The 16,734-nt window shown below is 64.8% G+C and carries 16 protein-coding genes; 6 read left to right on the top strand and 10 right to left on the bottom strand.

Features of this window, described 5'->3' with window-relative positions:
* The first annotated feature begins 10 nt into the window (after positions 1–10).
* From Q358_RS0103295 to Q358_RS0103310, 4 genes are all read left to right on the top strand, one after another.
* On the top strand, positions 11–475 hold the full coding sequence (locus Q358_RS0103295; protein WP_169735500.1) for a DUF3592 domain-containing protein: 465 nt from the start codon (positions 11–13) through the stop codon (positions 473–475).
* 90 nt (positions 476–565) lie between these two features.
* Positions 566–1,627, top strand: a complete 1,062-nt coding sequence (locus Q358_RS0103300; protein WP_027960742.1) for a helix-hairpin-helix domain-containing protein — start codon at positions 566–568, stop codon at positions 1,625–1,627.
* 189 nt (positions 1,628–1,816) lie between these two features.
* Positions 1,817–2,380, top strand: coding sequence for a hypothetical protein (locus Q358_RS0103305; protein ID WP_156940850.1), 564 nt, complete (start codon positions 1,817–1,819; stop codon positions 2,378–2,380).
* Positions 2,381–2,445: 65 nt separating this feature from the next.
* Positions 2,446–3,033, top strand: coding sequence for a DUF4202 domain-containing protein (locus tag Q358_RS0103310; RefSeq protein ID WP_027960744.1), 588 nt, complete (start codon positions 2,446–2,448; stop codon positions 3,031–3,033).
* Positions 3,034–3,148: 115 nt separating this feature from the next.
* Here Q358_RS0103310 and Q358_RS0103315 read toward each other — a convergent pair whose 3' ends face one another.
* Positions 3,149–3,523, bottom strand: a complete 375-nt coding sequence (locus Q358_RS0103315; RefSeq protein WP_027960745.1) for a DUF6746 family protein — start codon at positions 3,521–3,523, stop codon at positions 3,149–3,151.
* Positions 3,524–3,636: 113 nt separating this feature from the next.
* Positions 3,637–4,695 (bottom strand): C45 family autoproteolytic acyltransferase/hydrolase, encoded by a 1,059-nt coding sequence (locus Q358_RS0103320; RefSeq protein WP_043487559.1) that lies wholly within the window; start codon positions 4,693–4,695, stop codon positions 3,637–3,639.
* Positions 4,696–4,951: 256 nt separating this feature from the next.
* Between Q358_RS0103320 and Q358_RS0103325 the strand changes: the two genes are divergently transcribed.
* Positions 4,952–6,172: an ABC transporter substrate-binding protein gene (locus Q358_RS0103325; RefSeq protein WP_043487561.1), complete on the top strand. Its 1,221-nt coding sequence runs from the start codon at positions 4,952–4,954 to the stop codon at positions 6,170–6,172.
* A gap of 173 nt (positions 6,173–6,345) precedes the next feature.
* Here Q358_RS0103325 and Q358_RS0103330 read toward each other — a convergent pair whose 3' ends face one another.
* From Q358_RS0103330 to Q358_RS0103365, 8 genes are all read right to left on the bottom strand, one after another.
* Positions 6,346–7,656: a branched-chain amino acid ABC transporter permease gene (locus Q358_RS0103330; RefSeq protein ID WP_027960748.1), complete on the bottom strand. Its 1,311-nt coding sequence runs from the start codon at positions 7,654–7,656 to the stop codon at positions 6,346–6,348.
* The gene (locus Q358_RS0103335; protein ID WP_027960749.1) at positions 7,656–8,660 is read right to left on the bottom strand and encodes a branched-chain amino acid ABC transporter permease; all 1,005 of its coding nucleotides are present in this window, start codon (positions 8,658–8,660) and stop codon (positions 7,656–7,658) included. Before Q358_RS0103335 ends, Q358_RS0103330 begins: the two co-directional genes overlap by 1 nt.
* A 30-nt stretch (positions 8,661–8,690) precedes the next feature.
* Positions 8,691–9,395 carry an ABC transporter ATP-binding protein gene (locus Q358_RS0103340; protein WP_027960750.1) on the bottom strand — a complete coding sequence of 235 codons (705 nt, stop codon included), beginning with the start codon at positions 9,393–9,395 and terminating at the stop codon, positions 8,691–8,693.
* Complete coding sequence (locus Q358_RS0103345; protein ID WP_027960751.1) at positions 9,382–10,161, bottom strand: ABC transporter ATP-binding protein; 780 nt, start codon at positions 10,159–10,161, stop codon at positions 9,382–9,384. Before Q358_RS0103345 ends, Q358_RS0103340 begins: the two co-directional genes overlap by 14 nt.
* Positions 10,162–10,239: 78 nt before the next feature.
* Positions 10,240–11,685: a sodium-dependent transporter gene (locus tag Q358_RS0103350; RefSeq protein WP_027960752.1), complete on the bottom strand. Its 1,446-nt coding sequence runs from the start codon at positions 11,683–11,685 to the stop codon at positions 10,240–10,242.
* Between the two features lie 123 nt (positions 11,686–11,808).
* Positions 11,809–12,132: a hypothetical protein gene (locus Q358_RS0103355; protein ID WP_027960753.1), complete on the bottom strand. Its 324-nt coding sequence runs from the start codon at positions 12,130–12,132 to the stop codon at positions 11,809–11,811.
* A 153-nt stretch (positions 12,133–12,285) separates the two neighbouring features.
* Positions 12,286–14,136: a translational GTPase TypA gene (typA, locus tag Q358_RS0103360; protein ID WP_027960754.1), complete on the bottom strand. Its 1,851-nt coding sequence runs from the start codon at positions 14,134–14,136 to the stop codon at positions 12,286–12,288.
* 158 nt (positions 14,137–14,294) lie between these two features.
* Positions 14,295–14,846 carry a hypothetical protein gene (locus tag Q358_RS0103365; protein WP_027960755.1) on the bottom strand — a complete coding sequence of 184 codons (552 nt, stop codon included), beginning with the start codon at positions 14,844–14,846 and terminating at the stop codon, positions 14,295–14,297.
* Positions 14,847–15,273: 427 nt separating this feature from the next.
* Between Q358_RS0103365 and glnA the strand changes: the two genes are divergently transcribed.
* Entirely contained in the window at positions 15,274–16,680 is a 1,407-nt protein-coding gene (glnA, locus tag Q358_RS0103370) for a glutamate--ammonia ligase (protein WP_027960756.1), read from the top strand.
* Positions 16,681–16,734: the final 54 nt, after the last annotated feature.

The following is a 16,734-nucleotide window of genomic DNA, read 5'->3' on the forward strand; positions in this document are numbered from 1 at the left end:
ATGCTCCATGATGTCAGAATTACCCCTGCTGATTGCTCTCGCCGCCCTGGTCGGGGCGGCGCTCACTGCCCGCGGCATATGGCGCCGTCGTGGAGTCAGCCGCTGGCCCACGGCCACGGCGGAGGTGGTGGCGGTGGATATCGTCGAGCATCGCCAGCATTCCCGGCGGCGCGAGCACCTCGAGCAGCAGGCGCGCTATCTGCCCAGGGTGGAAGTACGCTTCGCGGTGGCGGGGCGGGCGATTGTCACCGATAACCGTCGCTTCGATGCGGCGCCTTCCTTCCCCGAGCGGCACGCCGCCGAGGCCTGGCTGGAAGACTATCCCGTCGGCGGCTCGCTGGAGGTGCGCTACGACCCGGAGGATCCTCGCCTGGCCCAGTTCGGCCCGTCGCGCATCCCGACACGACGCATCGGCCTGGCGCTCTTTTTGCTGGCGATGGCAGGCATGGCGCTGTTTATCTATCTGAAGGGCTGACCCTGAAGGGCTGACACGGCTTTCTCTTGTTAAGACATTGATGTTTCTGCGCGGGGCCGGCAGCATAACGGCCTTTTGCGTGGAGGATTCATGCGCCGCTATTTGCTGGCCGGGCTACTGGCCCTCGCTCCCCTGGCGGCCCAGGGAGATGTCGTCTTGGGCAGCTGGAACATCAAGCATCTGGGTTGGAACAACGACAAGGCGGTGGGGCAGGTGGCACATGTGGCCAACCACTTCGACCTGCTGGCGATACAGGAGTTGATGGACCCGGCGGCGCTTGCGGCGCTGGAAGACGAGCTGGAGGCGCTGTCCGGCGAGGCCTGGTCCTCCATGGCGAGCCATGCCCTGGGTCGCAGCAGCTATGAAGAGCACTATGGCTTCCTGTGGCGCGAGAGCGAGGTGGCCTACGAGGACGGCGCGGTGGTGTTTATCGACCATGGCGATGTGTTCAGCCGCGAGCCCTATTCGGCGCGCTTCCGCGATGTGGAGACCGACGAACGCTTTGCCGCCGCCACGGTGCATGTGGTCTATGGCGATAGCGTCAGCGACCGGCTGCCGGAGATCGAGGCGCTGGCCGACTACTGGCAGTGGCTGGGCGAGGCGCATCCCGATACGCCGCGGCTGCTGATGGGGGACTTCAACCTGTCGCCGGAGCATGACGCCTGGGCGCCGCTGCGTGAGCAGGGCGCGGTGCCGGCGGTGGTCGAGGGCGCCTCCACGCTTGCGACCACGGCGGGCCAGTACGCCAACCTCTACGACAATCTGTGGTACGACGCCGGGCGCCTGGCGCCGGATGACAAGGGCGTGCTGCGCTTCCCCGAACTGCTGCCGTTTCCTCATCAGGAGGCCCGCGACCGCGTGTCCGACCACGTGCCGGTGTATGTGGCGCTGAACGGCGCGACGCTGGAGCGCCGCGCCGCCGATGGGGGTGAGCTGCTGGCCAGCCAGCAGGGGTCGAGCTGCATCGACCTCAACGCCAGCGGCCTCGACCGCCTGGCCGAGCTGCCCCATGTGGGGCCGGCCCGCGCCCAGGCGATCATCTCCGGGCGGCCCTGGCAGACGCCGAGCGAGCTGGCGCGGGTGAGCGGCATCGGCGAGGGACGCCTGAACGATATTCGCGCCAGCGGCCTGCTGTGCGGCAGCCAGGGCTAGCCTGTCGGCGGTTAGCTTCCATAAAGCTGGGAGAAGGAAGGGCGTCAAGCGAGTCGGTGCCTGTGTCCTCGATTATCCACGGCTACCCTGAGTAGGGTAGGGGCGAATGCCCGGAGTGCATTCGGCGATGCCAACAGCCATGCACTCAACCATGGGTTTAACGAGGGACGTAACGACAGGAGACAGGCCATGTTTATCGCCATATCGACACATCCGCCGAGGCGCTCTTGTAGCAGAGGGCGTATCGCGGCGATGATCGCCGGGGCGCTGATGGGGCTCGGGCTGAGTGCCGCAAGCGTCGCGGCAGAACCCGTGAGACCCGATCTGACGCCTAAGCTGCAAGGGCTGCTGAAGAAAGAGATGATTCAGATAGAGCTGGCCATGCAGGAGGTCTACACCGCCATGCTTCAGGGCAAACATGACGTGGTGGCCGAGAAGGGGCAGTCGATTCACGACAGCTTTATCCTCGAGCAGTCGTTGACCGATCAGGATCGTCAGGATCTGAAGGCTGCCGTGCCCCAGGAATTCCTGCAGATGGATGGCTATTTTCACGAGCTCTCGGCGTCTCTGGCCGAGGCCGGCCGGGCCCGGGACACGGCGCGTCAGGTGGCAGTATATGGCCGCATGACCGAGACCTGCGTGGCGTGTCACAGCGCCTATGTGACCGATCGCTTCGAGGGGCTCGAAGACGCCGAGATCCCGAGCGGTTGGGGAGCAGCCACCGCCGAGCATGAGAGCGACTCGGAAGGTTGATCTATCCCGGTCCGGCGGCATGATGCCGCTGGGCCGTTCTATCTATCAGAAAGGAGTCTTGCGTGATGCCTCTTACCCCCTTCGACCAGGTCATGGCCGCGCTGGATGCGCTGCACGCCCGGGATCCCCGCCATGTCAGTGTGGAGGGCGAGAGCGTGCCCAAGGAGCTTTGGCATGCCGGGCGCATGAGTGTCTGGCTGGAGAAGCTGCATGAGCATCCCGATGAGCGGATGCGGCTGGCCGTACGCGGGCAGCACCTGCAGCGCTGGGAGGTGCCGCGCAGCGAATACCCCGAAGGCCGCGTGGGCTACCTGACCTGGCGGCGCGATCAGGGCCAGCGGGCCGGTGCGACCACCGCGGCACTGATGCGCGAGGCGGGCTATGACGAGGCGGATGCCGAGGCGGTGGCACGCATGATCCGCAAGCAGGGGCTGGGACGAGAGGCGGGTTCCCAGGCGGTGGAGGACTGCGCCTGCCTGGTGTTTCTGGAGGGCTACTTCGCCGACTTCTCCCGGCAAATCGACCATGACCATCTGATTCGCATCGTGCAGATGACCTGGAAGAAGATGTCGCCGCGGGCCCATGAGCTGGCGCTGGCGTTGCCGATGACCGACGCGGCGCGGTCGCTGGTGGAAGAAGCGCTGGCGGGATAAGGCAATACATGGCCTGCCGCAAGGCCTGGCATGACGACGACGGCCGAGCCCTGCGAGAGGGCTCGGCCGTCGTGCGTTCGAGACGAGAAAGGGGCCGCGGCGGCCCGGCGTGGTGTTACTCGGTCAGGATCTGGGCGGCTTCGAGGTAGGCGCTACCATGGCTGCGTACGCGCTCCTGCTCGAGGGTCTCGGAACCCAGGTGTAGCTCTTCGAGGTCCACCGCCATGGTGTCGAGCTCATCGTTGATCTTCGCCAGGGCGTTCTCGAGAGTGTAGGAAAGCTCGTGGATGGTGCCGAGGTCGGCATTGCTGAGCTCGTCCTGGGACAGCAGCTCGGCCAGCTGGTGATTGGTCTCGGTGAAGTTGGTGACCGCCTGCTCGAGAGACTCGGCGCTCTCGCCCTCGAAGTGCTCGGCACGCTCCTGGTCGTCGGCGCTGGCGGCGGTGCCCAGCAGGCCGAAGCACATGGCGGTGAACAGTAACTTCTTCATGGGAGACCTCTCTGTTGATGAGAATCGTTTACCTGGATAATCCTAGCCCCTCTCTTGGTTAATGACAACCATTACGTTTTGTTTATGAGAGTCGTTTGTTATTCCTTGCCTCATTAGGCCTGCCTGAATGGCAGTGTCAGCGTGAGGCCCTCCGTGGCCTCGCAGGGCTTGCCGTGACGCAGCGTCAGGCGCCGCTCGGTGAGGTTCATGACCACGGCGAACAGCGTCTCCATGCGTTCATCGGCGGGCTGGTCGGGATTGAAGTGCCGACAGATCGACTGGGGATGATTGTCGTGGTCGGCGAGGATCTCGAACAGGGCCGCCTCGCTCGCCGGGGCCGATTCCCCCAGGCCACTCAGCAGCGCGTCCAGGCGCTCCAGGCGCGGGCGTGAGTCGGGGCGCGGGAAGTCCTCTATCTGGCAGGTAACGGCGGCGTCGTAGAGGTGGTTGGTATGGGTGACGGCCCCGTCGCGGGGACCAAGCACGCCGGGTTCGCCGGGATGCACCTCCAGGCCTGCCGCCTGGCCGTCGGCGCTTGCCACCAGGAAATGGGCCGGCGAGCAGACCCGGCTGTCGGTGGCCACGGCCCGGGCGCTGGCCGGGTCGGGGCTCTCGAGAATCTTGCGCAGCGCCACATGAATGGGCAGCCCCTCACCACAGGTTCGGGAACGAATGGCGTTAAGGCAGACGCCGATGCCGTGGGCGTTCATGCCGATCTTGGCCACCATACCGGCCTCGCCGATGCTGACCAGCGGGACGGCATCGTCGCCCTCGATATGCAGTGCCACCACGTTGTCGAGCTGGTCGGCGCGCCAGTCCCAGTTCTGGGCCAGCCACTGATTGCCGCCGCGCTCGAGGGCGAAGGCCGAGCAGCCGCCGCTGGCCTGGGTCAGCGAGATCTCGCTGCGACAGTTGAGGGTCAGGATATCGGCGAACGCCAGCCCGGCACCCTCGGCGATGCCGGCCATCTCCTCGAGAATGGCAGGGAAGCGCTTTTCGATCATGGCGCCGAAGCGTTCGGCCTCTCGGCGCGCCTGTTCCCAGTCGAGCCCCACGAAGTCCTGAAAGAGGCGGTCGTAGACGCCGATGCTGGTGTGGATCAGCGGCGCATGGGCACGGCCGTGCGCCAGGCCGATATCGCGGCGACTGCCGCGAAGATGGGTAAGCTGCATGGTGATCTCCGCACGCGGACATGTCGGATCACTCTAGCATGCGTTCAGTACGGGGTCGGTAGCGCACCGGCCCCGGAGGCTCGGCTCTATGCGCGCGGCGCGTCAACCCCGGCCTGATCGATCAGACATGGTGGTGAAGGCGCCCCCTGGGACCAAGCGTTGGTAAGGCAGGCTTGAGTTTTTCCCTCTGCCCTTCCAGATTTAGGGTTGTGTCATTTCTGCAAACCAGTCCTGTAAACCAAGCGAGACGAACAATATGAACAAGAGCCCGGTTCAGAAGAGTCTAGTAGCGATGGCGGTGGCGGCTTCCACGCTGGCCATGGGGGCGGCCCAGGCCGAGGTGAAGATTGGCTTTCTGGGTGGCTTCACCGGACCGATCGAGACCCTGACCCCGCCGGTCTACGATGCGGCGCAGCTGGCTGTTCAGCATGTCAACGAGCAGGGGGGCGTGCTGGACGGCGAGCAGATCGCCATGCCCAGTGGGGACACCACCTGTTCCGATGCGTCGGCGGCGTCCAACGCGGCCGACCGCCTGGTGAACAGCGAGAAGGTCACGGCGATCGTGGGCGCACTCTGTACCGGCGGCACGATTGCCGCGGCCAACAATGCCGCCATTCCCGGTGACGTGGTCATGGTCTCGCCGGCCTCCACCGCACCGGCGGTGAGTGATCTGGACGACAACGACCTGGTGTTCCGCACCGTGCCGTCCGATGCCTTCCAGGGCGAGGCGCTGGCCAGGATGCTGCTGGACAAGGGCATCGAAGAGGTGGCGGTTACCTATGTGAACAACGACTACGGCCGCGGCCTGGCCGACTCCTTCGTGGCGACCTACGAGGCCGAGGGCGGCACCGTGGCGGAGAGCCTGGCCCACGAGGATAACCGCGCCGACTACCGTTCCGAGCTGGGCACGCTCTCGGCGACCGGCGTGCCGGAGCTGGTGGTGCTGGCCTACGGCGACACCTCCGGTCAGACCGTGGTGCGCCAGGCCTATGAGAGTGGCATGTTCACCCGCTATATCGGGGCCGACGGGATGGTGATCTCGGGGCTGCTCGACGGCGTGGGCGAAGAGGTGTTGAACGACAGCTTTATCGCCACGCGCCCGGGCAACCCGGATAGCCCCGGTACCCAGCGCTTCGTTGAGCTGGCCGAGGCGGGGGAAATTTCCCACGAGGCGGTGTTCGCCGGCCAGGGGTATGACGCCGCCTTCCTGCTGGCGCTGGCTATCGAGCAGAACGGCAGTGCCGAGCGCGAGGGCCTCTCCGAGGCGCTGCGTAGCGTCTCTTCCGCCCCGGGCGAGGTGGTGCTGCCCGGCGAGTGGGAGAAGGCCCGGGAGCTGATCGCCGCCGGCGAGGAGATCAACTACGAGGGCGCCTCGGGCAGCCATGAGTTCGATGAGAAGGGCGACGTGCCGGGCATCGTCGAGGAGATGGCGGTCGAGGGCGGCGAATTCGTCAGCAAGGGCTTTTTGGACAAATAGTCCGGTTAACCGGCCCTGAAAGTGATCGGCCCCGGCGGGAAACCGCTGGGGCCGATTGCATAAGGATGAGGAGTAGTGCCATTCGGGACTGTCCCCGGCTAAGCCATCAGGTCGGTATTTATGCTCGTCGCCTGCATCGGCGTCACTGCCGGGGACAGTCCCTTCTCGCTCGCTCAGCCGTGGTGCTTGACCTTCTCGGGCAATAGCCCCTTGGGGGCGAAGCGTAATACCAGCGAGATCAGCAGGCCGATCACGAATACCCTGGCCTGCAGGGCGCGGCTGTCGAGGGTGGCGGAGGTTTCCCAGCCGAAACTGCCCTCGCCGAATGCGATCGCCAGGTCGAGCACGGCCAGCGCCAGGGGCTCGGACATCACCCAGATGATATACACCGCGAAGGCGCCGAAGATGGTGCCCAGGTTATTGCCCGGGCCGCCCAGGATCACCATCACCAGCACCAGGAAGGTGTGGTTGAGGGGCAGGTAGCCCTGGGGGTCGAAGAGGCTGTTGAAACTGCCCAGGGCGGCGCCACCGATGCCCATCAGGATGCAGCCCAGCACGAAGATCTCGAGGCGCCGGTGGTTGATGTCCTTGCCCATGGCCGCGGCGGAGACCTCGTTGTCGCGGATGGCGCGGATCATGCGTCCCCAGGGGGCGTGATAGGCGCGGCTGAGCAGCAGGAAGATCGCCACGATCATCACCGCGGTAATCGAGAAGTAGAAGACCCGCGCCAGGGTAAAGCCCACCTCGGCCGGGCCCGGTACCGGCCAGGGCAGCGGCGACACGGTGGCCGTGCCACGGGTGAGCCAGTCGGCATTCTTGAGCACGGCCTTGATGATCTCGGCGATGCCCAGGGTGGCGATGGCCAGGTAGTCGCTGCGCAGCCCCAGGCAGACCTTGCCGATGAAGTAGCCTACCAGGCCAGCTACCGCCCCGCCGACGATCCAGCCCAACCAGGGCGGGAGACCCAGGCCGCCGATGTAGTCGTATTGTGCTTCGATCTGCTCGGTGACCACGCCCAGGCGAGCCGAGACCAGCAGGTAGAAGAGCAGTGCCAGGGCCACCGCCAGGCCGGTGCGCAGGGGCCTGGGAACGCCCAGGCGGTGCAGTTTGCTGGCGCCGACCACCACCAGCACGCCACCCAGGGCCATCAGTGCCACCATGCCCAGCTCACCGGAGAGGGGGCTTGCCCAGAACTCGCCGTTGACCGGCATGCTGAAGGCCATGGCGCAGTAGCCGCCGAGCGCCACGAAGCCCATCACGCCGGCGTTGAACTGGCCGGCATAGCCCCACTGGATGGTCAGGCCCAGGGCCAGGATGGCGTAGCAGGAGGCCTCCACCAGCATGCGGGTGCTGTAGGCGGCCCCCATCGCGGTATAGACGCCGACAATGGCGGCCAGCAGGATGGTGAACAACACCGCCTCGCGCAGCGGAAAGCGTGACGGTGAGGCGACCAGATCCTCTCGGTGCGTTTGCTGTGTGCTCATCAGATCACCTTACCCTTGAAGATGCCGGTGGGGCGCCACACCAGGATGGCGACGAGGATGAAGAAGGGCACCACGATCTTGTACTCGGAGCCGACGAAGGCCAGGTTGCCGGCGTTGGCCAGCCACTCCGGCAGGCTGTCGCGGAAGGGGCGCAGCAGTACGCCCCAGTTGAACACCGCCAGCGTCTCGGCGAAGCCCACCAGGAAGCCGCCGGCGATGGCGCCGTAGGGGTGGCCCACGCCGCCGACGATGGCCGCGGCGAAGATCGGCAGCAACAGGAAGAAGCTGAGGTCCGGCTTGAAGGTGACGTCCAGCGACAGCAGGGTGCCGGCGATGGCCGCCAGCCCCCCGACGATCACCCAGGTCACCGCCACGATCAGGTTGTTGTTGATGCCCGAGGCCCGGGCCAGGTCGGGGTTGTCGGACATCGCCCGCATCGCCTTGCCCAGCCGCGAGCGCGACAGGAAGAGGTGCAGCCCCACGATGCAGATGATGGTCAGCACGAACAGGATGATCTGCGGCTCGGTCACCACGATCGGTGCCCGTACGCTCTCGAAGGGGAGGGCGAGGCGGAAGATCTCCTTGCGGTCGTCGACATAGAGGTTCTCGCCGCTGGTGCCGGCGAAGACCCGGATCAGCCCCTGCAGCATCAGGGTCACGCCCAGCGAGGCGATCACCATGACGATGGGCTTCACGCCGTGGGCGCGCAGCGGCTTGTAGAACACCTTGTCGATGCCCACCGCCAGGCCGGCGGTCAGGACCATGGCCAGTGGCAGCATCACCACGGCGGTGGGCAGTCCCAGGAAGGCACCGGCCCCCGGAAAGGCCAGGGTGAGCAGCAGCACCATGAAGGCGCCGAAGGTCATCATGTCGGCGTGGGCGAAGTGGGCGAAGCGCATGATGCTGAACACCAGGGTCACGCCTACCGCGCCGATGGCGTAGATCGAGCCGGTCACGCTGCCGGCGACGATCACGTTGTTGATAAAGAAGACGAGTTCGTTCACGAGGTTGGTTCTCCTTGTTCCCCGGGCCGCTCAGCCGCCCAGGAAGCTCCTGGCCACCTCCGGGTCCGCCAGCAGGGCGGCACCGGTATCGGTGAAACGGTTCTGACCGGCGGCCAGCACGAAGCCCTTGTCGGCGATGGCGAGTGCCTGCTTGGCATTCTGCTCCACCATCAGGATGCCGACGCCGGCGGCGTTGACCTGCTTCACCTGAGCGAAGATCTCGTTCATGAACAGCGGCGAGAGGCCGGCGGTGGGCTCGTCGAGCAGCAGCACGCTGGGCTCGGCCATCAGCGCACGCCCCATGGCGACCATCTGGCGTTGTCCGCCGGAGAGTTCTCCGGCCGGCTGGTGGCGCTTGTCGTAGAGCGGCGGAAAGAAGTCGTAGATCTGCTTGAGCATGCGCTTGACGTTGCCGGGCTTGAGGAAGGCCCCCATCTGGAGGTTCTCCTTCACCGTCAGGCTCGGAAAGACGTTGTGCTCCTGGGGCACGAAGCCCATGCCCTGGTGCACCAGGCGATGGGGCGCCAGATTGTGAATGGGCTCGCCGCGCAGCAGGATCTCGCCCTGGGTGACGATCAGCAGGCCGAAGATGGCCTTGAGCATGGTGGACTTGCCGGCCCCGTTGGGGCCGACGATGACGCCGATCTCGTCGGCCTCGAGGGTCATGTTCACCCCGTTGAGGATGTTCATGCCGCCGTAGCCGCCATAGACGTCACGGGCTTCAAGTAGTGGCATCTTGGGGTGCTCCGAAATAGGCCTCGATGACCTCGGGGTTGTTCTGGATCTCCTCGATGGAGCCTTCGACCATCACGCTGCCCTGGGCGAGCACGATCACCGGGTCGCAGAGACGCGCGATCATTTCCATGTCGTGCTCGATGACCAGGAAGGTGTAGCCCATCTCGCGGTTGAGGCGTTCGATGTTCTCCACCAGGTCACCGAGCAGGGTGCGGTTGACCCCGGCGGCGATCTCGTCGAGCAGCACGACGCGGGCATCGGTCATCATGGTGCGGCCGAGTTCGAGAAGCTTCTTCTGGCCGCCGGAGAGGTTGCCGGCCAGCTCGTTACGCACATGATGCAGGCCGATGAAGTCGATGACCTCAAGCGCCCGGCGGCGCACCTCGGCTTCCTGGGAGCGCACCAGGCCGGGCTTGAGCCAGGCGCTGAACAGGCCCTCGCCGGCCTGGGCCGGCGGCACCATCATCAGGTTCTCCAGCGCGGTCATGTGAGAGAACTCGTGGGCGATCTGAAAGGTGCGCAGCAGCCCCTTGTGGAACAGCTCGTTGGCGGGGCGGTTGGTGATCTCCTCGCCGTTCAGGAGCACGCGTCCGCTGTCCAGCGGCAAGGCCCCCGCGATGATGTTGAACAGGGTCGACTTGCCGGCGCCATTGGGGCCGATCAGCCCGGTTATCGAGCCCGCCCTTACCGAGAGCGAACAGTCGTTGATCACCTGAAGACCGCCGAAGGCCTTGTTGACGTGTTGCACGTCGATCATGGGTACCATGCGCAATTCTCGTCGTTGTTGTATTTGCTTGTTTCATTATCCCGTGGCGCCGCCGTTCTCCCTTGAGCGACGGAGGGATCAGTGCGTCTGGCCGGCCTCCGTCAGCAGGGTGCGGTGGGCGGCGAAGGCGCCGACGATGACCACGGCGCCGATGGCCGGAAGCAGGTAGCCCCCTACCTGGGGAATGGCACGCAGGAAGACGAAGGCGACCGCCGCCGGTGCGATGAAGCGCACCAGGAAGCGCCAGGTGGTGAACCAGCCTCCGTTGGTGCCCATCTCCTTCACCACCTCGGATGGGGTGAGGGCCCAGCCGGCGAACAGGGCGATCAACATGCCGCCCAGCGGCATGAAGATATTGGTCAGCAGCTCGAAGAGATCGAAGGCGCTGCGCCCGAACAGGCCGTGGAAGACGCTCTCTTCGGACCAGAGATTGAAGCTGATGACGGTCAGCAGGCCCAGCGCCCAGGTGGCCATCGCCATGGCAAATACGGCCTGGGGGCGGGTGAGGTCGAAGCGTTCGACCAGATAGGCGGCCACCGGCTCGATCAGCGAGATGGAGGAGCTGATGGCCGCGCCCAGCACGAGAATGAAGAAGATACCGCCGATCAGGCCGCCGGCGGGCATCTCGGCGAAGGCCAGCGGCAGGGTGACGAACATCAGCCCGGGCCCCTGGGCGGCGTCGAGCCCGGCGCCGAATACCAGCGAGAAGATCGCCAGTCCGGCGACGATGGCCACGGCGGTGTCCACCACGGCGATGGCAATGGCGGTGCGGGTCAGTGACACCTCGCCGGACATGTAGGCGCCATAGGCCATGATGGCGCCCATGCCGAGGCTCAGGGTGAAGAACGACTGGCCCATGGCCTCGAGCCAGCCTTCCAGGCTGAGGTCGGCGATATTGAACGTGAGCAGGAAGTCGGCGGCGGCGGGGAAGTCGCCGTTGGCCACGCCGTAGGCGAGCACCACCAGCAGGATGACGAAGAGCGCCGGCATGATCACCCTTAGCCCGCGTTCGATGCCCTGGTGGACGCCAAGGCCGACGATCAATCCCGAGGCGATGATAAACAGGGTGTGGTAGAGCGTGAGCCGCGCGGGAGAGGCGAGCAGGGCATCGAAGCCGGCGGAGATGGTCTCGGCGCTGGCCCCGGTGAGTGAGCCGGTCAGCATCTTCCAGGTGTAGTGGATGGCCCAGCCGGCGATCACCGAATAGAAGCTCAGGATCAGGAAGGCCGAGATGCCGCCCAGCCAGCCGATGACTTCCCAGCGGCGGGAGGCGCTGTGGGTGCGGGTGAGGAAGCGCATGCCCATGATGGGGCTGCGCCGGCTGTTGCGGCCCAGGAGAATCTCGGCGATCAGGATCGGAATGCCCACGGCGAAGATGGTCAGGGCATAGACCAGGATAAAGGCGCCGCCGCCGTTCTCGCCGGCCAGGTAGGGAAAGCGCCACAGGTTCCCGAGGCCGACCGCCGAGCCGACCGCGGCCAGCAAAAAGGTGCCCTTGTGGGTCCAGACGTTATGCGTGCTCATTGGGGCTCCGAAGCTGTGTGCGTAGGCCGTTGGCCCACTTCGCCACTTTGCGACAAAACCCCGTTGGGAAGCTAGTGCGGTGCATTTACGCCGCGTTAACGCTCGGGAGAATGTGAAACTCGACTAGTCGTCAGCGTACCTGTCGTCGGGAGTGTTCGGAGTCGGCTCCAGGGCGCGACAGTCATCGGGCAGGCGGACGGTATCGCCCAGGGCGAGCCTGCCGTGTGACTCGAGCCGTCGGCCGTTGTCCATGGCGATGATCGCCGCCACCTTGCCGATGCTGGTGCCGTCCACATAGGCCTCGACCTTCACTCGCACCACGGCGCCCTCGTGGCGTGCCGACAGGATGTCGCCGGGGCCAGGGTCGGAATAGCCGCTGTCATCCTGCTGAAAATGGCGTAACACGCTATCGGCGCCGGGGGCGTCCCACTCCACATGCTTGTGCATCTCGGCTCTCCTGCTTGAGGGCGGCCGCAGGGCGCGCCCGTCGAGTGTGGTTCCAGCATAGAGGGTTCGCTCGGCTCAGGGGAAGGCTCTGCGGACGAGCGTGCATGAAAAAGCCCGCCGGATGGCGGGCTTGGAAGAGCGATAAAGAGGCGCTTACTTCTTGGCGGCGCGTTTGCGCTCGTTCTCGCTGAGGTGTTTCTTGCGCAGGCGAATATGGTTGGGAGTGATCTCGACCAGCTCGTCGTCATCGAGGAACTCGATGGCCTGCTCCAGGGTGAACCTCACCGGCGGTGTCAGCACCAGGTTCTCGTCGTTGCCCGAGGCCCGCATGTTGTCGAGCTTCTTGGCCTTGGTGGGATTGACGGTCATGTCGTCGGCGCGATTGTTGATGCCCACGAGCATGCCTTCGTAGACCTCGGTACCGTGCTCGACGATGAGCTTGCCGCGGTCCTGTAGGGCGAACAGGGCATAGGCCAGCGCCTTGCCGGTGACCATGGAAATCAGCACACCGTTGCGGCGCTCGATGGCCGCATCGGGCTTGAGCGGGCCATAGTGGTCGAAGCGGCTGGTGAGAATGCCGGTGCCCGAGGTCAGGGTCATGAACTGGCCGCGGAAGCCGATCAGCCCGCGAGCCGGGATGATGAAGTCCACCCGCACGCGCCCCTTGCCGTCGGGGTTCATGTTGGTCATCTCGCCCTTGCGATAGCCCAGCTCCTCCATGATGGAACCCTGGTGCTGCTCCTCGCAGTCGATGATGACTTCCTCGTACGGCTCCTGCCGCTCGCCGTCGATCTCACGGATGATCACCTCGGGGCGACCCACGGCGAGCTCGAAGCCCTCGCGGCGCATGGTTTCGATCAGCACCGAGAGGTGCAGTTCGCCGCGGCCGGATACCTTGAACTTCTCCGGGGTGTCGCCCTGCTCGACACGCAGGGCCACGTTGTGGATCAGCTCCTGTTCGAGACGATCCTTGATGTTGCGGCTGGTGACGAACTTGCCGTCCTTGCCGGCAAACGGCGAGTCGTTGACCTGGAAGGTCATGGAGACAGTGGGCTCGTCCACCGAGAGGGGCGGCAGCGCCTCGGCGGCGGCCGGGTCGCACAGGGTGTCGGAGATCGCCAGATTCTCGATGCCGGTGATGCAGACGATATCCCCGGCGGTGGCCTCATCGGTCTGGACACGTTCCAGGCCGAGGTGAGTCATGACCTGGCCGATCTTGCCCTTGCGGGACTCGCCTTCCTTGGTGATGACGGTGACCTGCTGGTTGGGCTTCACGGAGCCGCGGCTGATGCGGCCCAGGCCGATGACGCCGACATAGCTATTGTAGTCCAGCGCCGACACCTGCATCTGGAAGGGGCCGTTGAGCTCGACCTTGGGCGGCTCGACGATATCGACGATGGACTGGAACATGGGCGTCATGTCCTCGGCCAGGTCCTCGGGTTCCGGACCGGCAATGCCGTTGAGCGCCGAACAGTAGATGATCGGGAAGTCGAGCTGCTCGTCGGAGGCGCCGAGGTTGTCGAACAGGTCGAAGATCTGGTCGATCACCCAGTCGGGGCGAGCACCGGGCCGGTCGATCTTGTTGACGACCACGATCGGCCTCAGGCCCTGGTCGAAGGCCTTCTGGGTAACGAAACGGGTCTGCGGCATGGGGCCGTCGACGGCGTCGACCAGCAACAGCACCGAGTCGACCATGGACATGACGCGCTCGACTTCGCCGCCGAAGTCGGCGTGCCCAGGCGTGTCGACGATATTGATGTGGTATTCCTGGTCGTCCGGTGCCTGCCAGCGGATGGCCGTGTTCTTGGCCAGGATGGTAATACCGCGCTCCCTCTCCTGGTCGCTGGAGTCCATGACGCGTTCCTGGCTCTCGGCCTTGCGGTCCAGGGTGCCGGACTGGCTGAGCAGCTTGTCGACCAGGGTGGTCTTGCCGTGGTCAACGTGAGCAATAATGGCGATATTGCGAAGATTGCTTACATCAGAATGAGTTACGGTCGTGCTCATGAGGTGTGTCTCGCTGATATGTACGCACCTATGTACACGTTTTGGTCAGTACCCTAGGCGCGGGGCAGGGATGTGGGACGCGCATTGTACAGACTAGAGACGCTCAGGAGTAGCAAGTTTGCCGCCATGGCCTGGAGCACTGTCGTGATGACCGGGGGTCAGCGTGTCTGGCAATGCGCGGTGATATGCTCCAGGCGGGCCCCACAGAGGCGCAGCCGACCGATCAGGTCGTCGAGGGCGTCGCGATCGAGAAGCGGGTCGCAGCCGCCGAGGCGTTCATACCAGTGGCGTGCCAGGCAGATGCCGGCCGCGGTGTCCGGCTTCTTGCGGCCCAGTACTCGGGCCAGCAGGCCGGGGGGATCGCCGGAAAGGGCCAGGGCGTCGACCTCCCTGTTACTGACGCGACGGGCCAGCTCCAGCAGAGTGCGAGTCGAGGTGAGGCAGCCCAGGGCGGGAAACACCAGCACCGAACCGGTCGTGTTGGGTATGGCGATGCCGAGCCGCTTGCCAAGCGGGGCGTGAGGCATGGGCACATGGCGTGCCCCATGGCGGCGGGAGATGTCGGCGACTCGGGAGTCCTGGGTATCGTCGATCACGGTCAGCTCGAAGGCCTGCTCGGCGGCGAGAGGGGCTACCAGTGCCAGCTCCCTGGGTAGCCTGGCGCCGGCGCTGCGTGCATCGATAAGTAGAGCGCCGGTAGGAGGAGCCATGACGAGTTCCGGAATGTGCAAGAGAGGCTCCGGATCGGCCGAGGCCCGGTCGCCGAAACCATTGTAATAAAGTGTAGTTCAAGGTTAGTGAGTGTATCAAGTGTAGCCGGGAATGTTGTCTCGAAGTGCATGATTTTTTATCACATGCACCATGTTGGTGCGCTTTTTGAGGCGCCACTGGGCCTGACGGCTTCCCGGCGGGCGCCGCTGACTTCGATAAAAATTCGAGGATTCAAGCTATTAAGAATTTTTTTCGGGGAAGCGATAAGGTTGGCACGCCGCCTGCAATGATATGCTCCAGTACCCGGGAATCCCGGGCGGTCGTGGGCAGTGCCGCCGCGGCATGCTACAACACGTGCTGGAATCGCCAGCGCCATGGCATTACCTCAGCCCAATCTTTCGAGACTAGTTCACAGTGGAGAACATCATGTCTGCCAAGACGCTCGCCCTGATCGAAGAACATGACGTGAAGTGGGTCGACCTGCGTTTCACCGATACCATCGGCAAGGAGCAACACGTCACCATCCCCGCTCGGGTGGTGGACGAGGAGTTCTTCGAGGACGGCCAGATGTTCGATGGCTCTTCCATGTCTGGCTGGAAGGGCATCAACGAGTCCGACATGATCCTGCGGCCGGAGGATGGCACCGCCTACCTGGACCCCTTCACCGAAGACGCCACCCTGGTGTTGCGTTGCGATGTTATCGAGCCGGCCACCATGCAGGGCTATGACCGCGACCCGCGCTCCATCGCCAAGCGTGCCGAGGCCTACCTGCAGTCGACCGGCATGGGTGACACGGCATTCTTCGGCCCCGAGCCCGAGTTCTTTATCTTCGACGAGGTGCACTGGAAGACCGACCCCGAAGGCGCCATGTACAGGATTACCTCCGAAGAGGGTGCCTGGTCCACCGACCGCCAGGTCGAAGGGGGCAACCTGGCCCACCGGCCGCGGGTCAAGGGCGGTTACTTCCCGGTACCGCCGGTGGACAGCTTCCACGATATCCGCGGTGCCATGTGTAACACCCTGGAGGCGATCGGTCAGAGCGTCGAGGTACACCATCACGAGGTGGCCAATGCCGGCCAGAACGAGATCGGGGTCAGGTTCAATACCCTGGTCAAGAAGGCCGACGAGGTCCAGGAGATGAAGTACGTGATCCACAATGTGGCTCACGCCTACGGCAAGACCGTGACCTTCATGCCCAAGCCGGTGGTGGACGACAACGGTAGCGGCATGCATGTGCACCAGTCTTTCTGGAAGGAAGGGGTCAATCAGTTCGCGGGCGACGAGTACGCCGGCCTCTCCGAGATGGCGCTCTATTATATTGGCGGCATCATCAAGCATGCCCGCGCCCTGAACGCCTTCACCAATGCCGCTACCAACTCCTACAAGCGCCTGGTGCCGGGCTTCGAGGCGCCGGTCATGCTGGCCTACAGCGCCCGTAACCGCTCGGCCTCCATTCGTATCCCCTACACCGCCAGCCCCAAGGGCAAGCGTGTCGAGCTGCGTTTCCCGGATCCCACGGCCAATCCCTACCTGTGCTTCGCAGCGATGCTGATGGCGGGTATCGACGGGATCAAGAACAAGATCCACCCCGGCGATGCCATGGACAAGAACCTCTATGACCTGCCACCGGAAGAAGGCAAGAAGGTGCCGACCGTGGCACATAGCCTCGACCAGGCGCTGGAAGCGCTGGAGCAGGATCGTGCCTTCCTGACCGAGGGTGGCGTGTTCACCGACGACATGATCGATGCGTATATCGAGCTCAAGATGGAGGATGTGAACCGTCTGCGCATGGCAACGCACCCTATCGAGTTCGATATGTACTACAGCTGCTGAGGATCGGTGGCCCGGGTCATTGGCCAGAGCCATCAGCCAGGATCATTAGCCCGG

Origin of the sequence: Halomonas halodenitrificans DSM 735, from assembly GCF_000620045.1 — a bacterium.
GTDB lineage: Bacteria > Pseudomonadota > Gammaproteobacteria > Pseudomonadales > Halomonadaceae > Halomonas > Halomonas halodenitrificans.